Below are 17,758 nucleotides of genomic sequence, written 5' to 3'. Positions count from 1 at the left end.
CTGCTCGCTTGTCGTCAATAAGTAAAACCGGCCTCCCAAAGATCCGAACCTTTTCGTTATCTTCCTGAAGGCGTGACCGAGACCTGCGCAGCCCCGGCCACACCCTTCGAACAGCTCAGCCGGCCACCGCGGTGGCAGCCCCCGGCTGCCGGATTGCGCCCGATTCGCCCATCTCGCTCATCACCAGCGCGAGTGCCCCGAGCACCTCCGCACGACCACCCAGCGTGCCCGGAACCACCGAGAGCTGCCGCGCCGCGGAGGGGATCGCATACCGGGCCACGGAGTCCCGGATCGGGGAAAGTACCAGCTCACCGGCCTCGGCGAGGTCACCGCCGAGGATCACCCGGCGGGGGTTGAGCAGGTTGCAGAGCGTAGCGACGCCCGTGCCGATCTGCCGGCCGGCGTCGGCGATCACCCGGCGGCAGCCGAGGTCACCCTGCTGGGCCAGCTGCACGACCTTGGTGAGGGTCAACCCGTCCGGATGGTTAGCGTTCAAGAGGTTGAGCAGATAACGCGAACCGACGAAGGTCTCCAGACAACCCCTGTTGCCGCACCGGCAGATCGGCCCGGACTCGTCCAGCGTCAGGTGCCCGATCTCGCCCGCCGTACCGCCCGGCCCCCGGTAGATCTGGCCGTTGATCACCAGGCCGGAGCCGACGCCGCTGGCGACCTTGATGTACGCCAGGTCGCCCAGCCCGCGCCCGGCGCCCCAGACCAGCTCGCCGAGCGCGCCCAGGTTGGCGTCGTTGTCCACGTACACCTGCATGCCCAGGCGCTGGGAGAGCTCCTGGCCCGGGGTGATGCCGGTCCAGCCGGGCAGGATCGCGGTGGAGCCGAGCGCCCCGGTCTCCTGGTCGATCGGGCCGGGCACGCCCAGGCCCACGCCGATCACCTTGTCCGGGCGGAATCCGGCCTCCGTCAGGAGGCGCGCCACCATGGCCTCGGCCCGGTCGAAGCCCTGCTTGGCCGAGACGTCCACGTCGATCGGCTCGCTGTCCTCGGCCAGCACCCGGTGCGCCAGGTTGCCGACCGCCACCCGCAGGTGGGTGTGGCCGAAGTCCACCCCCACCACGATCCCGGCGTCCCCGCTGAGCGAGACGCTGCGGGCCCGGCGGCCGCCGGAGGAGGTGTCCGCGACGACGACGGTGCCGCTCTCCTTCAGCTCCCGGACGATGTTGGACACCGTCGCGGCGGAGAGCCCGGTGCTGCGGGCGATCTCGGCCTGGGTCAGCGAGCCCGCCATCCGTACGGCGCGCAGCACCCGCTCGAGGTTCGCCCGGTGCAGCGAGGACTGCGAGCCCGGTGTGTCCGTCGACATGTTCCACCTTCCCAGGGCGCTCGGGGCGCCCCTGCCGCGCCATTGCGGCCACGTGTGCAAGGTCTGAGTACAGCCTGTGTGAAGCCTCCGGAGGACGCTTCAACTTCTGAACCCTATGGTCCGCCCAAGGCCCGATCCCCCGTCAAGACCGAACACGGATCGTTGCAGAACCTCTGCCCAGGCTCAGAATGGCGTCTTGGCCGAAACCACGCGACTTGGCCGTGCGGCGGCGTGGGAGGATGCGACTCATCTCAAGTCTTGACGAAGGAGTCCTGCGAGTGCCTGGCACCAACTTGACCCGTGAGGAGGCCCGCACCCGGGCCGAGCTCCTGCACGTGGACGCGTACGACATCACGCTCGACCTGAGCGGGGCCCGCGAGGGCGGCACCTTCCGGTCGACCACCGAGGTCCGCTTCTCCGCCACCACGCCGGGCGCGTCCACCTTCATCGACCTGGTCGCCCCGAGCGTGGCCGAGATCGAGCTCAACGGCGAGCGGCTGTCGCTGGACAGTTTCAGCGACAGCCGGATCGCGCTGCCCGGCCTGCGGGCCGAGAACGTACTGCGGGTGGTCGCCGACTGCGCCTACACCAACACCGGTGAGGGCCTGCACCGCTTCGTCGACCCGGTCGACGGCGAGACCTACCTCTACACCCAGTTCGAGGTGCCGGACGCCCGCCGCGTCTTCGCCAACTTCGAGCAGCCCGACCTCAAGGCCGCTTTCACCTTCACCGTGACGGCCCCCACCGGCTGGGTCGTGGTCTCCAACTCCCCCACCCCGACCCCGGAGGGCGACGACGCCACCCAGGTCTGGAGCTTCGAGCCGACCCCGCGGATGTCGACCTACATCACCGCGCTGGTCGCCGGCCCGTACGTGGGCGTCTTCGACGCGTACGAGAACGGCTCGCAGCACGTGCCGCTGGGCGTGTACTGCCGGCCGTCGCTCAAGGAGTTCCTCGACTCCGACGCGATCTTCGAGGTCACCAAGCAGGGCTTCGACTACTTCCAGGAGAAGTTCGACTTCGCGTACCCGTTCGCCAAGTACGACCAGCTCTTCGTCCCGGAGTTCAACGCCGGCGCGATGGAGAACGCGGGCGCCGTCACCCTGCGGGACCAGTACGTCTTCCGTTCCAAGGTCACCGACGCCTCGTACGAGTCGCGCGCCGCCACGATCCTGCACGAGCTGGCCCACATGTGGTTCGGCGACCTCGTGACCATGGAGTGGTGGAACGACCTCTGGCTGAACGAGTCCTTCGCCACCTTCGCCGAGGTGGTCTGCCAGGCCGAGGCCCCGGGCTCGCGCTGGCCGCACTCCTGGACCACCTTCGCCAACCAGATGAAGACCTGGGCCTACCGGCAGGACCAGCTGCCCTCGACCCACCCGATCATGGCCGAGATCAACGACCTGGAGGACGTCCAGGTCAACTTCGACGGCATCACCTACGCCAAGGGCGCCTCGGTGCTCAAGCAGCTGGTGGCGTACGTCGGCCAGGACGCCTTCTTCGAGGGCGTGCGCGCCTACTTCAAGCGCCACGCCTGGGGCAACACGCGCCTGAGCGACCTGCTCGGCGCGCTCGAGGAGGCCAGCGGCCGCGACCTCAAGACCTGGTCGAAGGCCTGGCTCGAGACGGCCGGCATCAACATCCTGCGCCCGGAGATCGAGCTGGCCGCCGACGGCACCATGGCCGCCGTCACCGTGGTGCAGGAGGCCCCCGCGCTGCCCGCCGGCGCCAAGGGCGAGGCCGTGCTGCGCCCGCACCGGATCGCGGTCGGCCTGTACGACCTGGTCGACGGCGCCCTGGTGCGCACCGAGCGGATCGAGCTGGACATCGACGGTGCCCGCACCGACGTCCCCCAGCTGGCCGGCAAGGCCCGCCCGGCCGTCCTGCTGCTCAACGACGACGACCTCTCCTACGCCAAGGTCCGGCTGGACGAGGCCTCGATGGCCGTCGTCACCGAGCACCTCGGCGCCTTCACCGACTCGCTGCCGCGCGCGCTGTGCTGGGCCTCCGCCTGGGACATGACCCGCGACGGCGAGCTGGCCACGCGCGACTACCTCACCCTGGCGGTCTCCGGCCTCGGCCGCGAGTCCGACATCGGCGTCGTCCAGTCGGTGCACCGTCAGGTCCGCCTGGCCCTGGAGCTCTACGCCGACCCGGCGTGGCGCGAGGAGGGCCTGCGGGCCTGGGCCGCCGCGAGCGAGCAGCACCTGCGGACCGCCGCCCCCGGCTCCGACCACCAGCTCGCCTGGGCCCGTGCCCTGGCCGTCGTCGCCCGCACCGACGAGCAGCTCGCGCTGCTGGCCGGCCTGCTGGACGGCGGCGTCACCGTCGACGGCCTGGCCGTCGACACCGAGCTGCGCTGGGCCCTGCTGGCCCGCCTGGTCGCCACCGGCAAGGCCGGCCAGGCCGAGGTGGACGCCGAGCTGGAGCGCGACAAGACCGCCGCGGGCCAGGAGCACGCCGCGAGCTGCCTGGCGGCCCGCCCGACCGCCGAGGCCAAGGCCGAGGCCTGGGCCTCCGTGGTCGAGCGCGACGAGCTCACCAACTACGTGCAGGAGGCGGTGATCGGCGGCTTCAACCAGGCCGAGCACCGTGACCTGACCCAGCCGTACATCGAGAAGTACTTCTCGATGGTCAAGGGCATCTGGGAGACCCGCAGCCACGAGATCTCCCAGCAGATCATCGTCGGCCTCTACCCGAGCTACCACGTCAGCCAGTCCACCCTGGACGTGACCGACGCCTGGCTCGCCGCCGCCGACCCGGCCCCGGCCCTGCGCCGCATGGTCATCGAGGCCCGTGCGGGCGTCGAGCGCGCCCTGAAGGCCCAGCAGGCCGACCGCTAGTCGCACCACCAGGGGCGCGGGGAACTGCGCGACCAACCCTCCACCGCGTGGACGGTTGCGCGCGCCGTTCCTCGCGCCCCTGCTTTGGTTGCCGTCAGAGCCGCACGGTGAACGTGGTGAGCCCCGGACGGCTCGTCAGCTCCACCGTCCCCCCGTGCGCCGTCACCACCGCCCGCACGATCGCCAGCCCCAGCCCCGTCGACCCGGTGGCCCGGGCCCTCGACCGGTCCCCCCTGACGAACCGTTCGAACACCCGCTCCGCCAGCTCCGGCTCGATCCCCGGCCCGGTGTCACTCACACTCAGCTCGGCGCCGTCACCCCGCGGCGCCAGCCGCAGCGTGACCTCCGTCCCCTCCGGCGTGTGCGCCGCCGCGTTGGCCAGCAGGTTCGCCACCACCTGCCGGAGGCGATCCTCGTCCCCGGCGACCACCACCGGCTCCGGCGGCAGCTCCAGCCGCCACCGGTGCCCGGGCCCCGCCGCCCGGGCGTCCGAGGCGCAGTCCAGCGCGATCCGGGTCAGATCCGCCTCCCCCCGGGCCAGCGGCCGCCCCGCGTCCAGCCGGGCGAGCAGCAGCAGGTCCTCCACGATCGCCCCCATCCGCCGGGTCTCGGCGTCGATCCGGGTCAGCGAGTGCCGTACGTCCTCGGCCAACGGCCCCGGATGCCGCAGCGCCAGCTCCGCATGCCCCCGCACGGTGGCCACCGGCGTCCGCAGCTCGTGCCCGGCGTCCGCGGCGAAGGACCGCAGCCGCTCCTCGACCGTCTGGCGCTGCGCCAGTGCCTCCTCCACGTGCCCGAGCATCCGGTTGAGCGCCGCCCCAACCCGCCCGACCTCGCTGCGCGGGTCGTCGTCCTCCACCCGGACGGAGAGCTCCACCTCGCCGCTGGCCAGCGGCAGCGCACTCACCCGTTCGGCCGCCGTCACCACCCGGCCGAGCGGCCGCAGGGCCAGCCCCACCCAGAGCGCCCCGGCCACCCCGGCCGCCGCCAGCGCGACGGCGAAGACCACCAGTTCGACCATGACCAGCCGGTGCACCGTCGCGTCCACCGATTTCAACGGCAGCCCGGTCACCAGCACGTCCCCGTCCCGCCCGGCGACGGCCTGCATCCGGTAGCCCCGCAGCGCCGACAGGCTCAGGCTCCGGGCGGAGCCACCCACCGGCAGGGCGGCGAGCGCGCGCTGGTCGGCGTCGCTGAGCCTGACCAGGTCGTCGGTGTCCGCCGGGACGTCGCCCGCCTCGACCCCGACGTCGTCGGCGTCGCCGTCCACCACCCCGGCGTTGGTCACCACGCCGTGCAGCAGCCGCGCGCCGAAGGTGCCGGGCGCCTGGGCCCGGGTGTCGCTGCGGTCCCGCTGGTCGGTCCCGGGGTTCGCCGCGCGCTCCAGGCTGGCCGCGTACCGGCCGCCGGTGTCGCTCAGCTGCTGGTCGAGCCGGTCGACCAGGAAGTGCCGCAGCTCGGCCGTGGTCACCAGCCCGATGCCGCCGCAGACGAGCACCAGCAGCGCCAGCACTCCGGCGATCAGCCGGGCCCGCAGCGTCCGGGGCGCCACCAGGACGCGCCTCACCCCGCCGCCTTGATCACGTACCCGACGCCCCGGACGGTGTGGATCATCGGCGGGCGGCCCTGGTCGAGCTTCTTGCGCAGGTAGCTGACGTACAGCTCGACCACGTGCGCCTGGCCGCCGAAGTCGTACGACCAGACCGCCTCCAGGATCTGCGCCTTGCTCAGCACCTGCCGGGGGTGCAGCAGGAAGTGCCGCAGCAGCGCGAACTCGGTCGGGCTCAGCTCGACGGCCTCGCCGCCCCTGGTCACCTCGCGGGACTGCTCGTCCAGGCTGAGGTCGCCGAGGATGAGCACCGAGCTGCTCGGCGGGCTCACCTGCGCCCCGGCCCGGCGCAGCAGCCCGCGCAGCCGGACCACCACCTCGGCCAGGCTGAACGGCTTGGTCACGTAGTCGTCCCCGCCGGCCGCGAGCCCGGCGATCCGGTCCTCCACGGCGTCCCGGGCGGTGAGGAAGAGCACCCGCAGCTCGGGCTGGCGGGCCTGCAGGCGGCGCAGCACCGCCATGCCGTCCATCCCGGGCAGCATCATGTCGAGCACCACGGCGTGCGGCCGCCACTCGGCGGCCAGCTCGACCGCCGCCGGTCCGTCGGCGACGCCCCGGGCCTCCCAGCCCTCGTAGCGCAGCGCGCCGCAGAGCACCTCGACCAGGTCGGGTTCGTCGTCCACGACCAGGAGCCGCCAGGGCTCGGTGGCGAGGTCGGTGTCCATGGGCTGCCCATCCTGGTCGGTTGCTGTGGGGACCGTTCATTCTGCGGGTCGGGATGAGAATGCACTGAGATCACTTCGGGCGCGAAATCACGGCTGCACCCACTCTGACCTGGCTTTTTGCTCCCGATCTCTCATCGGCATGCCATGGCATTCATAGGCAATTGAGAGCTTCCGATGCAAGGGTGGCCCCACTTGCCCACAAGAGTCCACCCACCAGAACGGAGGCCGCCCGATGATCTCACTGATCCGCCGTTCGCTGCCCTCGGTGGCGCTCGCCGCCATCGGCGTCGGGGCCGCCGGGGTGCTGGCGCTCTGGTGGCGCGACACCCCCGCGATCCGGGGCGCCGCCGGCTGGCTGACCGGGGCCGGACAGATCACCGGCCTGCTGGCCGGGTACGCCGCTCCGGTGCTGCTGCTCCTGATGGCCCGCATCCCGCTGCTCGAACGCGAGCTCGGCGCCGACCGGCTGGCCCGCTGGCACGCCCGCGGCGGCCGGTGGATGGTCGGGCTGGTCCTGGCCCACCTGCTGACCATCACCTGGGGCTACGCGCTCACCGACGGCCGGGGACTGCTCGCCGAGGGAGTGCGGCTGGTCTTCGACTACCCGGAGATGCTCAAGGCCACCCTCGGCACCCTGCTCCTGCTCGGGGTCGGCGCCGTCTCGGCCGCCGCGGCCCGCCGCCGCCTCTCCTACGAGCTCTGGTACTACCTCCACCTGGCGACCTACCTCGCCGTGGCGCTCGCTTTCGGCCACCAGCTGGCCAACGGCGCCCAGCTCGGGGACGGCCCCGGCCGGGCGCTCTGGTACCTGCTCTACCTGGGTACCGCCGCCCTCCTCGGCTGGTACCGCCTTCTCGTCCCCTTCCGGCACGACCGGCGGCACCGGCTGCGGGTGGCGGAGATCCGGCCGGAAGGCCCGGGCGTGGTCTCGGTCTTCCTGACCGGCCGACGGCTGGACGAACTCCACGCCGAGGCCGGCCAGTTCTTCCGCCTGCAGTTCCAGACGCCGGGCCTGCGCTGGGCGGCCAACCCGTACTCGCTCTCGGCCCCGCCGCACCCCGACTTCCTCCGCTTCACGGTCAAGTCGCTCGGCTCCCACAGCGCGGCCCTCGCCCGCCTCCCGCTCGGCACCCGTGTCCTGGCCGAGGGCCCGTACGGCGCCTTCACCGCCCGGCGGCTCACCACCGACCGCACGACCCCGGGCCTGCCCGCCCGTACCGCGGCCGCCCCGGCCCGCGTGCCGGCCATGGCCGGGGCGGGCCTGCCGGGCAGCGGCCCGTACGCCCCGCTTCCCGTCCGAGGGCGCCGCCGGGGCGGACCACCCGTCCTGCTGCTCGGTGCGGGCGTCGGCATCACCCCGCTGCGCGCGCTCTTCGAGACCCTTCCTGGCGAGGTCACCCTGGTCCAGCGGGCCCGCCGGCCCGAGGACGTGCTCTTCCGCGCGGAACTCGCCGCCGTCGCCACCGCCCGTGGGGCCCGGGTGCACGAGCTGCTCGGCAGCCGCGCCGAGGTCGGCGACCTCGGCCGCGCCCTGGCCCGCCTGGTGCCCGGCCTGGCCCGGCACGAGGTGTTCCTCTGCGGGCCGGACGCCCTCACCGCCGAGGCCGTGCGCTCACTCCGCGCCGCCGGCGTCCGCCGCATCCACCACGAGTCCTTCAGCTTCTGATCCCCGTTGATCCTCCGTACCTGAGGAGTCCCCGTGCGCCGAGCCGTCGTCACCGGCACCGCCACCGTGGCCGGCATCGTCCTGCTGCTCTCGCTCAAGCCGCACGACGGCCCGGGCAACAGCACCGTCGCCAAGGTCATCAGCTCCGGCACCAGCCCCTCCGCGGCCGCCTCGGCGCCGTCCTCGCCCTCCACCGCGACCGGGTCCGGCAGCTCGCCAGCCGCAGCACCCTCCCCCTCCGCCTCGGCCGCCTCACGGGTCGTCACCGGCAACGCGATCGACACCCGCTACGGCCCGGTCCAGGTCCGTGTCACGCTCGACAGCGGCAAGATCACCAAGGTCGACGTCCTGCAGTACCCCGCGGAGAGTCACCGCGACCGCGAGATCAACACCTACGCCCTCCCCGAGCTCAACCAGGAGGCCCTGGCCGCCCAGAACGCCCGGATCGACGCGGTCTCCGGCGCCACCTACACCAGCGACGGCTACACCCGCTCCCTGCAGAGCGCCCTCGACCAGGCCGGCCTCACATGACGGAACCCCCGGTCTTCCGACATGCCGAACCCGTCATGGGCACCGTCTTCTCCTTCGCGATCCGCCGCCCCGGCGACACTCCCGGCCTCGGGGACGTGCTCCGCGCGGTCCTCGCCCGGCTCCACCGCATCGACGAGGTCTTCTCCACTTACCGGCCCGACAGCCAGATATCCCGCCTCGAGCGGGCCGAGCTGACGCTCGCCCAGTGCGACCCGGAGGTGGCCGAAGTCCTGGCCCGCTGCCGCGAGGTGGCGGCCGAGACCGACGGCTGGTTCACGGACCGACCCGCCGGGCGGCTCGACCCGAGCGGCTGGGTCAAGGGCTGGGCCGTCGAGGAGGCCTCCCGGGCGCTCGCCGCCGCGGGCTGGACCGACCACAGCGTGACCGGCGGCGGCGACGTCCAGACCAGTGGCGGCCCCTGGCGGATCGGCATCGCCCACCCGCTGCGCCCGGGCACCCTGCTCACCGTGCTGACCGGCCACGACTTCGCCGTGGCCACCTCGGGCACCGCCGAACGCGGCCCGCACATCCTCGACCCGCACACCGGCCGCCCGGCCACCGGCCTGGCCTCCCTCACCCTGACCGGCCGTCGGCTCTCCCGCACCGACGCCTGGGCCACCGCCGCCTTCGCGATGGGCCCTTCGCGCGCCCTCGCCTGGGCCGCCACCCGGCCGGGCACCGAGGCGCTCGCCGTGCTCCCCGACGGCACCACCCGCCACACCCCGGGGCTCAGCGCCTATCTCGCCCCCGGACAGCACTGAGCGCCGCCGGAGCTGGTGTCAGCTCCGACGGCGCTCAACCGGCGACCGGTGTTACTTCTTCTTGCCCTTGCCCAGCGAGGGCAGCGCGGTCAGGCCCGCGATGATCACGAACAGCGCGATCGGGGCGAGCACGTACAGGCCGAGGGTCTGGGCCACGCTCAGACCCGAGCCCGGGTTGTCGCCGTCGTCCCGGGTCAGGGCCATGGCGGGCGACGACAGCAGCATCATCAGCGTGGCCGTTGCGGTGATCGCACCGGCGCGCAAAGCGTTCCTCTTGTCCACGTTTCCCAAGGTACCGGCCCCTTACCGCCCCTCGCTCGCCGGGGTCCGCCTTCCGGGCGCAGCCGTCCTGAGCAGCTCGGTCAGCCTGCCCACCCCCGGCGCCCCGGCGATCTCCTCCAGCGTCCGCGGCGTCCCCGTCCGGTCCGCCACCGGCAGCCGCCAGTTCGGGTACTGGTCCCACGTCCCCGGCAGGTTCTGCGGCCTCGGGTCACCGACCACGTCAGGCAGCCAGACCCCGACCAGCTCGGCGGGCGTGGCCAGCAGGAAGCCGTACAGCGCCTCCGCACTCAGCTCCTCCCCCTCCCCGAGCAGGCCGATTTTCTGCAGCTCCTCCTTCCACTCGGCCAGCTCGTTGACCGCCTCCGCCCACTCCTCAGTCACCGGCCGTGCCAGCAGCCCCAGCCGCTCCCGCAGCTCGACGTGCTCCCCGCTCAACCTGGCCGCCGTACTGGGCAGATCGTGCGTGGTGAGCGTCGCCAGACAGGCCGCCCGCCACCGCTCCGGCGGCAGCACGGCCCCCTTCGCCTGCCAGTCCCGCTCGAACCAGAGCACCGACGTCCCCAGCACGCCGCGCGCGGCCAGCTCCTCCCGCACACCCGGCTCGACCGTCCCCAAGTCCTCCCCGATCACGTACGTGCCCGCCCGGTGCGCCTCCAGCGCCAGCACCCCGAGCATCGCCTCGGCGTCGTACCGCACGTACGCCCCCGCGGTGGGCGGACTCCCCGCCGGCACCCACCACAGCCGGAACAGCCCCATCACATGGTCGATCCGGATCGCCCCGGCATGCCGCGCCGCCGCCCGCAGCAGCTCCGCGTACGGCTGGTAACCCGACTCCGCCAGCGCATCCGGCCGCCAGGGCGGCAGCCCCCAGTCCTGCCCGTGCGCGTTGAACGCGTCCGGCGGCGCCCCGACCGAGATCCCGTCCGCCAGCACGTCCTGCAGCACCCAGGCGTCCGCACCGTCCGGGTGCGCCCCGACCGCCAGGTCGTGGATCAGCCCGACGCTCATCCCGGCGTCCTTCGCGGCCCGGTGCGCCGCCCCGAGCTGCTCGTCCACCAGCCAGGCGAGCCAGCGGTGGAACTCGATCCGCTCCGTCAACTCCGCCTTGGCCGCCGCCACTTGCGGATTCCTCGGGCTCTGCAGGCCCTTCGACCAGCGCCGCCACTCACTCCCGTGCACCTCGGCCAGCGCCTGGTAGACGGCGAACTGCTCCAGCCACTCGCCCTCCCGCGCCACGAACGCCCGGTACGCGGCCTCCCGGCCGACCCCGCGCGGCACCCGGTGCAGGATCTCCAGCGCCTGCCGCTTCACGCTCCACACGGCGTCCCGGTCGATCAGCCCGTCATGCCCGAGCACCTCCTCCCGCAGCCTCGCGGCCTTCTCCGCCAGCTCGTTGATCTCCCCCCGCTCGGCGTAGGCGTACTCGGGGACCGCCTCCACCCTCAGGTGCACCGGATCGGCGAACCGCCGGGACGACGGCCGGTACGGCGACGGGTCCGACGGCACCCCGGGCATCCCGGCATGCAGCGGGTTGATCTGCAGGAACGCCGCCCCCAGCTCGCTCCCCGACCACTGCGCCAGCTCCTTGAGATCCCCCAAGTCCCCCATCCCCCAGGACCGTTCGGACAGCACCGAGTACAGCTGCGCCAGGAACCCCCACCCCCGCTGGCCCACCTCCGGCAGCCGCTGCGGCGCCACGATCAGCGCCGCACCCTCCTCCCGACCCCCGGCCTTCACCCTCAGCCGGTGCCGCCCGAGCGGCAGATCCGCCGGCAGCCAGTGCGACTTCCCCGCCGGCAGGGTCCAGACCCCGCCCCCCTCCAGCTCCACACTCAGCAGCGCCCCGGCCGGCACGTCCACCGCCGTCCGCCGCCCGCTCCGCACCACCACACACGCCGGCACCAGCCGCCCGGCCGCCTCGGCCCGGTGCCGCGCCAGACTCTCCCGCACCTCCTCCGCACTGCCCGCCGCCACCCCGAGCGCCCCCAGCACCGCCACCAACGTCCCCGGCGCCACCACCACCGGCCCGTTCCCCGCGTCATACGTACTGTCCACCCCGTACGCATGCGCCAGCGCCACCAACTCCCCCGAAGGCAGCACCACTTCCTCCCCCGCCGCCCCCAGCGCCGCGCCGCCTTCGGCCTCACCCAGATAAGCAGCCACTCCCGGACTCCCACCTACGCACCGTAACTACCCCAACACACCAGGACGCCCCAGTCCTACCCGCCCCACCCCACCCCGGCCCCGCAACGACACGGCGGAGCACCCACCGGTGCCGTCAGCCGCGCACGGCTACGGACGGCCCGTGCCCCGCATCGTCCCGATCAGCTCGACACCGCTGCTCTCCACCCAGTCCTCCGCCTCGACCACCAGGCTCGTGACCTGGTCGGGAATCAGCTCCCCTCCCGGATGAACCCGAACTCCGGCCAGGCCCGAATCCGCACTGCCCGGTAGCTGTCGATCCCGGCCAGGAAGACGGTCTCCTCACCAAGGGCGTGCCGGATCAGCGCCTCGGCCTCCAATCGGTCGAACCGCACGGACGGAGCGGCGGCCGCCAGACGAGCTGCGACGCAGGCCGAGATGTCGCGCACTGGCTGATCCACAGCGAACCGCGTCGCCAGCGAGCCGGGCTTGGCACGCCGCTGGACCCGAAGACCTACGACTATCCGGGCGCGGTGCTGTTCAACGCCCACGCCGGAGCCTTGGGCGCACTTCACGATCTACCTGCGCCGCGAGATCGCCGCGCGGCTCGGCGTGACACAGAAGGCGGCCCGCGCTGTGCTGCGCGTCTCCTTCGCCAAGGTCGCCGAGTACCAGAAGCGCGGCCTGGTCCACTTCCACGCCGTGATCCGTCTCGACGGCCCGGACGGCAGTACCCAGCCCCCGCCCTCGTCCGCCACCGTGACCTTGCTCGCCGACGCCATCCGGGCCGCCGCCACCCGCGTCTCGATCAGCGTCGTCTCGGACGCGGTCGGGGAACGCGAACTCGCCTGGGGCGAGCAGCTCGACGTGCGTGAGATCGCCGCCTTCGGCACTGACACCGAGCTCACCGATCACGCGGTCGCCGCCTACGCGGCCAAGTACGCCACAAAGTCCGCCGACTCATCCGGTGCTCTCGACCGCGCCCTGTTCTGCCGCCCCTGCCAGAGACGCGGCATGACCCTGACTGGCCGCGGAACCCCGCTCACGTGCACCGCCTGCGGCGGCACCGGACAGGCCCGGCCGCTGCCCCGCCTCGCCGTCGAACGCCACGTGCGGCAGATGATCCGCACCTGCTGGGAGCTGGGCAAGCGCCCGGAGTTCGCCGAGCTCAAGCTCTGGAAGTGGGCGCACATGCTCGGCTTCCAGGGCCACTTCTCCACCAAGTCACGCTGCTACTCCGTCACCCTTGGCCAACTGCGCGACGACGCCGCGCCTCGCGCACCGAACGGGCCCGCACACACGCCGGCCTGCCCGACCTCGACCCGAGCACGACGCTCGTCATCGGCCACTGGGCCTACCACGGCTCGGGCTACAGCCCCGGCGCGGAACTCCTCGCCGCCGCCGTCCGGCACCGCAGAGAAGCGGAGCGGCAGTTCGCCGCAGAAGGCGGCTCCTCATGACCGCTCTGCTCCCCGGACCGGGTATGAGCGAACACCTGCTGACGATTCCTCAGGTCATGGCCTGCCTCCAACTCGGCCGCTCCGCCGTCTACGACCTGCTCCGCACTCGGCAGCTCGCCTCGATCACCCTCGGCCGCGCCCGCCGCATCCCCACCCACGCCCTCACCGAGTTCATCCACTCCCGCCTCGACCAGGAAGCCGCCTGATGACCACGCCCCGCGACGCCACCTCCTCCCGTCGCGTCCGCGCCAACGGCGACGGGACCGTCTACCAGCGCAAAGACGGCCGCTGGGAAGCAGCGGGATATGTCCTCGCCCCAGGCAACACCCGCAAGCGCGTCCGTGTCTACGGCACCACCCGCAAAGAAGCCCTGGCCAAACTGACTGAGAAGATCGCCACCAGCAACCGCGGCGTCCCTGTTCCGTCCGTGCAGGGCAGCGTGAGCGCCTACCTGACTTACTGGTTGGAGGCCGTCGCCATCCACCACCTCCGAGAGAACACCCACACCCGCTACACCGCCTGCGTCGAGCAGCACCTCATCCCCGGCCTGGGCAAGAAGAAGCTCGCCAAGCTCACCGCCAAGGACGTCCGCACCTGGCTCAACCAGCTCCGCACCACCTGCCAGTGCTGCGCACGTGGCATCGACGCCCGCCGTGAGTCAGTCCCGTTGCTGCGCCGCCGGAGCGTGCTGCTCCAAGCGGCTCTCCCCGCTGACGCTGGCGTACATCCACTCCGTCCTCAAGTCCGCCCTGGAGCACGCCGTCCGCGAGGAGGAGATCACGCGCAACGTGGCCCGCAACGTCCGCACTGGTACGCCGCGCCCCCGTCGTTTCGAACCGCTCAGGGCAGATGAGGCCCGCCAGTTGCTCGCTACCGCCCGCAATGACCGCCTGTTCGCGCTGTACGAACTCGCCCTCCACACCGGACTCCGCAAGGGCGAACTCCTCGGCCTCCAGTGGGAAGACCTCGACCTCGACAAGGGCACAGCCAGCATCCGCCGCACCCTCCAGCGCACCCAGACCGGCGGGCTCACCGCCCTACCCACCAAGACCCGGGCATCCGAACGCCGCATCGCCCTCCCCGGCGAGTGCATCCGCTCATTGAGGGAACGCCGTGAAGCACGGGAAGGTGAACGTGAGGCGACAGCGGAGGGTTGGAAGGACAACGGCCTCGTCTTCAGCACGCCGGCAGGAGGGCCGATCGATCCCGCGAACCTCAATCGCCACTTCCGCGCCCTCCTCGACCGAGCAGGGCTCCGCCGCATCCGCTTCCACGACCTACGGCACTCCACCGCGACGCTCCTCCTGGAGCAAGGTGTCGAACTCGTCGTGATCAAAGAACTCCTTGGACACGCCCACATAGGCGTCACCGCCACCGTCTACGCCCACGTCCGGCTCCGCCTCCAGCGGGACGCCATCGACCTCCTCGGCCGCACGCTCCACAACCCCACCGGGACCGCCAACCAGCCTGACGACGGCGACAACCCGCTGCCCTGCGCAACACCTGTCCGCTGACGTTGCCGTCAGCTACTGCCGTCAAAGACCAATTGGGCCCCCTCCGAATTCTCGCGGAGGGGGCCCAGCTCTGTAGCAGATGCACACCGTCGGGGAATAATTCACGGGGCCATTCCCCCCTATAGCATCCCCGAAATAAAGGCCGCTGATTTACTTCCAATTTCCCCCCGTAGCTGAGGGATCGTACGGTCGAGACACGCAGAGGCAGACCCTATCCTTCGCAAGAATTTCGTGTGGCCGCCCTGCCGACCCAGACATTACCTCGCCTGCACTGATCCTGAACGAGGGGCGTCTGCAACGTCCGATTCACATCATCATTGACTCAACACATCTGCCAAGTTCGATACTTCCCGCACCTGCCCCGCAGTCAGATGCCGCACATCCCAGAGCAGGGCGGCCGTGTCGATATTCTCCGGCGAACGCCTGCGGCCTGCCGCTTGGTGCACACCGGTCAAGGAGGCCAGGACGGTGACCGGAATGCCGAGCACGACTGCGAAGCCATTGAGGAGCTCAGTGTCAAGCTCCTTAACTCCACGCCCTACCGCGCCGATGGTCGCAGCCGACAGGTAGACCCCGGACATCAGGTACATCACCTTGGCCGCAGAGGACCATCCCAGATTCCGGAGGGCAAGCATGCGCACAAGGAGCGAACCGAATCCCGGGGGGTACTGCTCATAAGGGCGCTGCCTCTTGGGAGGGACGGTTTGCGGCGGCACCTCAGCCAGGGACTGGGCAAAATCACGTAGCCGCTGCCTGTCGGGCGCGGGCAATCGGAGTGCATGCTGCACCAGCTTGGGGAGCTCACGACCAGCTTCTTCGTCGAAGAGCATCGCGCCATCCGGAATGGTCAGACCCGCAATGAGGAAGAGGTCATGGCTCTGCATGCCAAGCCGCTCTGCAAGCTGGTGGAGGAATTCCTCCGTCGGGGGTTGGCCTCCAGGAATCGGAGACAGCTCGCCCACGGGAAGACCGGTGTCGTGTGGAAGACCGTTTTCCTGACTCCGCACGAGACGAGCCAGGAGCACACCGCTATCAGCGTAGATCGGAAGGTCCATCAGCACCACCGCATCGAGAGAAGTAGCCGTTCGGATGTTTCAAGCCCGCTGGGGGCAGCCTCACGAGACCACCCCCAGCAAACATGTTTTACCTCAGAGACCAGGCGGCCCGGCGTAGTAATCCCAGGCGTGGTCAGCGAAGTCCCAACCGTGCCGCTGGAAGGCTCCGCGAGTGACATCCATCAAGGGGGTGAACCCCGGAGTTTCCGTCGGACGGTAATGGCCGGAGAAGTTGTCGATCCTGGAAATTGCACCGCTTGCATCGACATCAAATGTGCCTGCCATGAGCACCCCTTTACGATTACCCAGGGATGTGTGTCCGGCACCCGGATTGAGATCCCACATGGATTCGTTCTGCATAGCACGCAGGGAACCATCCTGGTGAACGATGAAGTGATATTCACCCGCACCGAGAGAGGATCCAGGCGAAATTCCTGCATGTGCCGGAAGGGTTCCCTGGTCGGCGTGGTCGACGCCCTCGCGGAACGGCTCCCAAACCTTATCCCCACAGTTGTGGACGAGGACTGGCGTGGCGCCTGCCAGCACATAGTACGTGTGATAGGCGCCCCCTTCCTGACTGCCTTTTCGCAGGTGAGCGGCAATCTACCGGTCCACTGAGGTCCGTGGAAGTGTGCCGTTGTCCGCCTCTGTTGCCGTCAGTGTTGCTGTCAATGGTCTAAACCATGGCGATAGTCGGAAGCCGTCGCGGGGACGGAGCGGGCTGGGCGTCCGATAGGACTGAGTAGCCAGCCAACGGCACGAAGGGAGCGTGGAAAGGGCCGCCAAGGCCCGGGTCCGGCGGCAGCCGGACTTCCGCGATCGGCGCAGTAGCCTTCGCCGCCCATGGCCAGCAAGCCTTCCTCGGGACCTGGCCCGGGTAGCGGCAGCGGCACTGGCGGTGATCCCACCGGAAGCTCCTGCACCAGCGCCAGCCCGCTGACCGACAGCCCTGCCGGGGCTCTGGCGTTGCGTCACCTCGCTGCCCCTGGCCGGGCGGTCGCGCCGGGACCGGGCGCCAGCCCGCACGCCCGGCGCCGGCCGCCACGGCCGGGGCAGCGGCGCGCGCAGGGCGCGCGCCCTTGACAGCCTGCGCACCCGCTGTCAGTGCTGCACCCGCCGCACCGACCACAAGCGGACCACCGACCAGCAGCGCTGCTGCGCCGTCAACCGGTGCTGCCGCCGATACCTGAGCCCGCTCACCATCACCTACATCCACACCGTGCTGAAGACGGCACTGGAGCACGCCGTTCAGGAAGAGGAGATCCCCCGCAACCTGGCCCGCAATGTCCGACTCGGCACACCCCGCCCCCGCAGGTTCGAGCCCCTGACCGCCGAAGAGGCCCGCCAGCTGCTCGACGTCACCCGCAGTCACCCGCTCCACCCCGTGGTGCACCTCGCCCTTCACACCGGACTGCGCAGGGGCGAACTCCTCGCCCTCACCTGGGAAGACCTCGACCTCAACACCGGAACAGCCGCGATCCGCCGCACACTGCAACGCACCCGCGAGAACGGTCTGGTGCTTCTCCCCACCAAGACCCACGCCTCCGAGCGCCGCATCGCCCTGCCCGCAGCCTGCCTCCGCCTGCTCCGCGAACACCGGGCACAGCAGGAAGCCGAACACGAAACTGCAGGACTGCGCTGGAACCCGCGCGGCTACATCTTCACCGCTCCCGGCACCGCACACCCAGTCGAACCCAGCACCCTCAACCGGCGCTTCGCGACGCTACTCAAGCTGGCCGGCGTACGCCGCATCCGGTTCCACGACCTCCGGCACTCCACCGCCACCCTGCTCCTGGACCAGGGCGTCGAACTCGTCGTGTCGCGCGTCAGACTTTGTGGCGGGGCTCGTTTGTTGCGGGTCCTGCTGCTTGAAGGAGTCTGATCGATCATGGTGAGGCCACCGGCACTGCCG

The 17,758-nt window shown here is 71.2% G+C and carries 13 protein-coding genes and 3 pseudogenes; 8 read left to right on the top strand and 8 right to left on the bottom strand.

Annotated elements, in window-relative coordinates; all coding sequences use genetic code 11:
- Positions 1 to 115: 115 nt before the first annotated feature.
- Positions 116 to 1,318, bottom strand: coding sequence for an ROK family transcriptional regulator (locus ABT095_RS24475; RefSeq protein ID WP_350531620.1), 1,203 nt, complete (start codon positions 1,316 to 1,318; stop codon positions 116 to 118).
- A gap of 278 nt (positions 1,319 to 1,596) precedes the next feature.
- Between ABT095_RS24475 and pepN the strand changes: the two genes are divergently transcribed.
- Complete coding sequence (pepN, locus tag ABT095_RS24470; protein ID WP_350531619.1) at positions 1,597 to 4,161, top strand: aminopeptidase N; 2,565 nt, start codon at positions 1,597 to 1,599, stop codon at positions 4,159 to 4,161.
- A gap of 94 nt (positions 4,162 to 4,255) precedes the next feature.
- Here pepN and ABT095_RS24465 read toward each other — a convergent pair whose 3' ends face one another.
- Both ABT095_RS24465 and ABT095_RS24460 read right to left on the bottom strand, forming a co-directional pair.
- Positions 4,256 to 5,728: a sensor histidine kinase gene (locus tag ABT095_RS24465; protein ID WP_350531618.1), complete on the bottom strand. Its 1,473-nt coding sequence runs from the start codon at positions 5,726 to 5,728 to the stop codon at positions 4,256 to 4,258.
- Positions 5,725 to 6,435, bottom strand: a complete 711-nt coding sequence (locus tag ABT095_RS24460; RefSeq protein ID WP_350531617.1) for a response regulator transcription factor — start codon at positions 6,433 to 6,435, stop codon at positions 5,725 to 5,727. Before ABT095_RS24460 ends, ABT095_RS24465 begins: the two co-directional genes overlap by 4 nt.
- Before the next feature lie 232 nt (positions 6,436 to 6,667).
- Here ABT095_RS24460 and ABT095_RS24455 point away from each other — a divergent pair, with 232 nt between their 5' ends.
- From ABT095_RS24455 to ABT095_RS24445, 3 genes are read left to right on the top strand one after another with little or no spacing between them, the layout of a single operon-like run.
- Positions 6,668 to 8,101, top strand: coding sequence for a ferredoxin reductase family protein (locus ABT095_RS24455; RefSeq protein ID WP_350531616.1), 1,434 nt, complete (start codon positions 6,668 to 6,670; stop codon positions 8,099 to 8,101).
- Positions 8,102 to 8,134: 33 nt separating this feature from the next.
- On the top strand, positions 8,135 to 8,632 hold the full coding sequence (locus ABT095_RS24450; RefSeq protein ID WP_350531615.1) for an FMN-binding protein: 498 nt from the start codon (positions 8,135 to 8,137) through the stop codon (positions 8,630 to 8,632).
- Positions 8,629 to 9,393 (top strand): FAD:protein FMN transferase, encoded by a 765-nt coding sequence (locus ABT095_RS24445; protein ID WP_350531614.1) that lies wholly within the window; start codon positions 8,629 to 8,631, stop codon positions 9,391 to 9,393. The genes ABT095_RS24450 and ABT095_RS24445 overlap by 4 nt, the downstream gene beginning before the upstream one ends.
- A gap of 51 nt (positions 9,394 to 9,444) precedes the next feature.
- Here ABT095_RS24445 and ABT095_RS24440 read toward each other — a convergent pair whose 3' ends face one another.
- From ABT095_RS24440 to ABT095_RS24430, 3 genes are all read right to left on the bottom strand, one after another.
- The gene (locus tag ABT095_RS24440) at positions 9,445 to 9,675 is read right to left on the bottom strand and encodes a hypothetical protein (protein ID WP_350531613.1); all 231 of its coding nucleotides are present in this window, start codon (positions 9,673 to 9,675) and stop codon (positions 9,445 to 9,447) included.
- Between the two features lie 21 nt (positions 9,676 to 9,696).
- On the bottom strand, positions 9,697 to 11,799 hold the full coding sequence (gene malQ, locus ABT095_RS24435; RefSeq protein ID WP_350531676.1) for a 4-alpha-glucanotransferase: 2,103 nt from the start codon (positions 11,797 to 11,799) through the stop codon (positions 9,697 to 9,699).
- Positions 11,800 to 12,068: 269 nt separating this feature from the next.
- On the bottom strand, positions 12,069 to 12,266 hold the full coding sequence (locus tag ABT095_RS24430) for a hypothetical protein (protein WP_350531682.1): 198 nt from the start codon (positions 12,264 to 12,266) through the stop codon (positions 12,069 to 12,071).
- Here ABT095_RS24430 and ABT095_RS24425 point away from each other — a divergent pair.
- From ABT095_RS24425 to ABT095_RS24415, 3 genes and pseudogenes are all read left to right on the top strand, one after another.
- Positions 12,171 to 13,023 (top strand): annotated as a pseudogene (locus ABT095_RS24425) (replication initiator); the annotation flags it as partial. The gene ABT095_RS24430 and the pseudogene ABT095_RS24425 sit on opposite strands and share 96 nt — an antisense overlap.
- A gap of 250 nt (positions 13,024 to 13,273) precedes the next feature.
- Positions 13,274 to 13,483, top strand: a complete 210-nt coding sequence (locus ABT095_RS24420; RefSeq protein WP_350531612.1) for a helix-turn-helix domain-containing protein — start codon at positions 13,274 to 13,276, stop codon at positions 13,481 to 13,483.
- Positions 13,483 to 14,791, top strand: a pseudogene (locus ABT095_RS24415) (tyrosine-type recombinase/integrase). Before ABT095_RS24420 ends, ABT095_RS24415 begins: the two are co-directional and overlap by 1 nt.
- Positions 14,792 to 15,105: 314 nt before the next feature.
- On the opposite strand, the gene ABT095_RS24410 reads toward ABT095_RS24415, so the two are convergent.
- On the bottom strand, positions 15,106 to 15,846 hold the full coding sequence (locus ABT095_RS24410) for a hypothetical protein (protein ID WP_350531675.1): 741 nt from the start codon (positions 15,844 to 15,846) through the stop codon (positions 15,106 to 15,108).
- A gap of 93 nt (positions 15,847 to 15,939) precedes the next feature.
- Entirely contained in the window at positions 15,940 to 16,206 is a 267-nt protein-coding gene (locus ABT095_RS24405) for a hypothetical protein (RefSeq protein WP_350531611.1), read from the bottom strand.
- Positions 16,207 to 16,924: 718 nt separating this feature from the next.
- Between ABT095_RS24405 and ABT095_RS24400 the strand changes: the two are divergent.
- A pseudogene (locus ABT095_RS24400) lies at positions 16,925 to 17,698 on the top strand (site-specific integrase); the annotation flags it as partial.
- Between the last annotated feature and the right edge of the window lie 60 nt (positions 17,699 to 17,758).

The sequence above is a fragment of the Kitasatospora sp. NPDC002227 genome, assembly GCF_040296285.1.
In the GTDB taxonomy this organism is placed as follows: domain Bacteria; phylum Actinomycetota; class Actinomycetes; order Streptomycetales; family Streptomycetaceae; genus Kitasatospora.
This window is presented reverse-complemented; position numbering and strand designations above follow the sequence as displayed.

Excerpts from the sequence above, each read along its gene's own strand:
- ABT095_RS24420 (WP_350531612.1), top strand. The coding sequence starts at position 13,274 with ATGACCGCTCTGCTCCCCGGACCGGGTATGAGCGAACACCTGCTGACG.
- ABT095_RS24455 (WP_350531616.1), top strand. The coding sequence starts at position 6,668 with ATGATCTCACTGATCCGCCGTTCGCTGCCCTCGGTGGCGCTCGCCGCC.
- ABT095_RS24410 (WP_350531675.1), bottom strand. The coding sequence starts at position 15,846 with ATGGACCTTCCGATCTACGCTGATAGCGGTGTGCTCCTGGCTCGTCTC.
- ABT095_RS24405 (WP_350531611.1), bottom strand. The coding sequence starts at position 16,206 with ATGCAGAACGAATCCATGTGGGATCTCAATCCGGGTGCCGGACACACA.
- ABT095_RS24445 (WP_350531614.1), top strand. The coding sequence starts at position 8,629 with ATGACGGAACCCCCGGTCTTCCGACATGCCGAACCCGTCATGGGCACC.
- ABT095_RS24460 (WP_350531617.1), bottom strand. The coding sequence starts at position 6,435 with ATGGACACCGACCTCGCCACCGAGCCCTGGCGGCTCCTGGTCGTGGAC.
- ABT095_RS24475 (WP_350531620.1), bottom strand. The coding sequence starts at position 1,318 with ATGTCGACGGACACACCGGGCTCGCAGTCCTCGCTGCACCGGGCGAAC.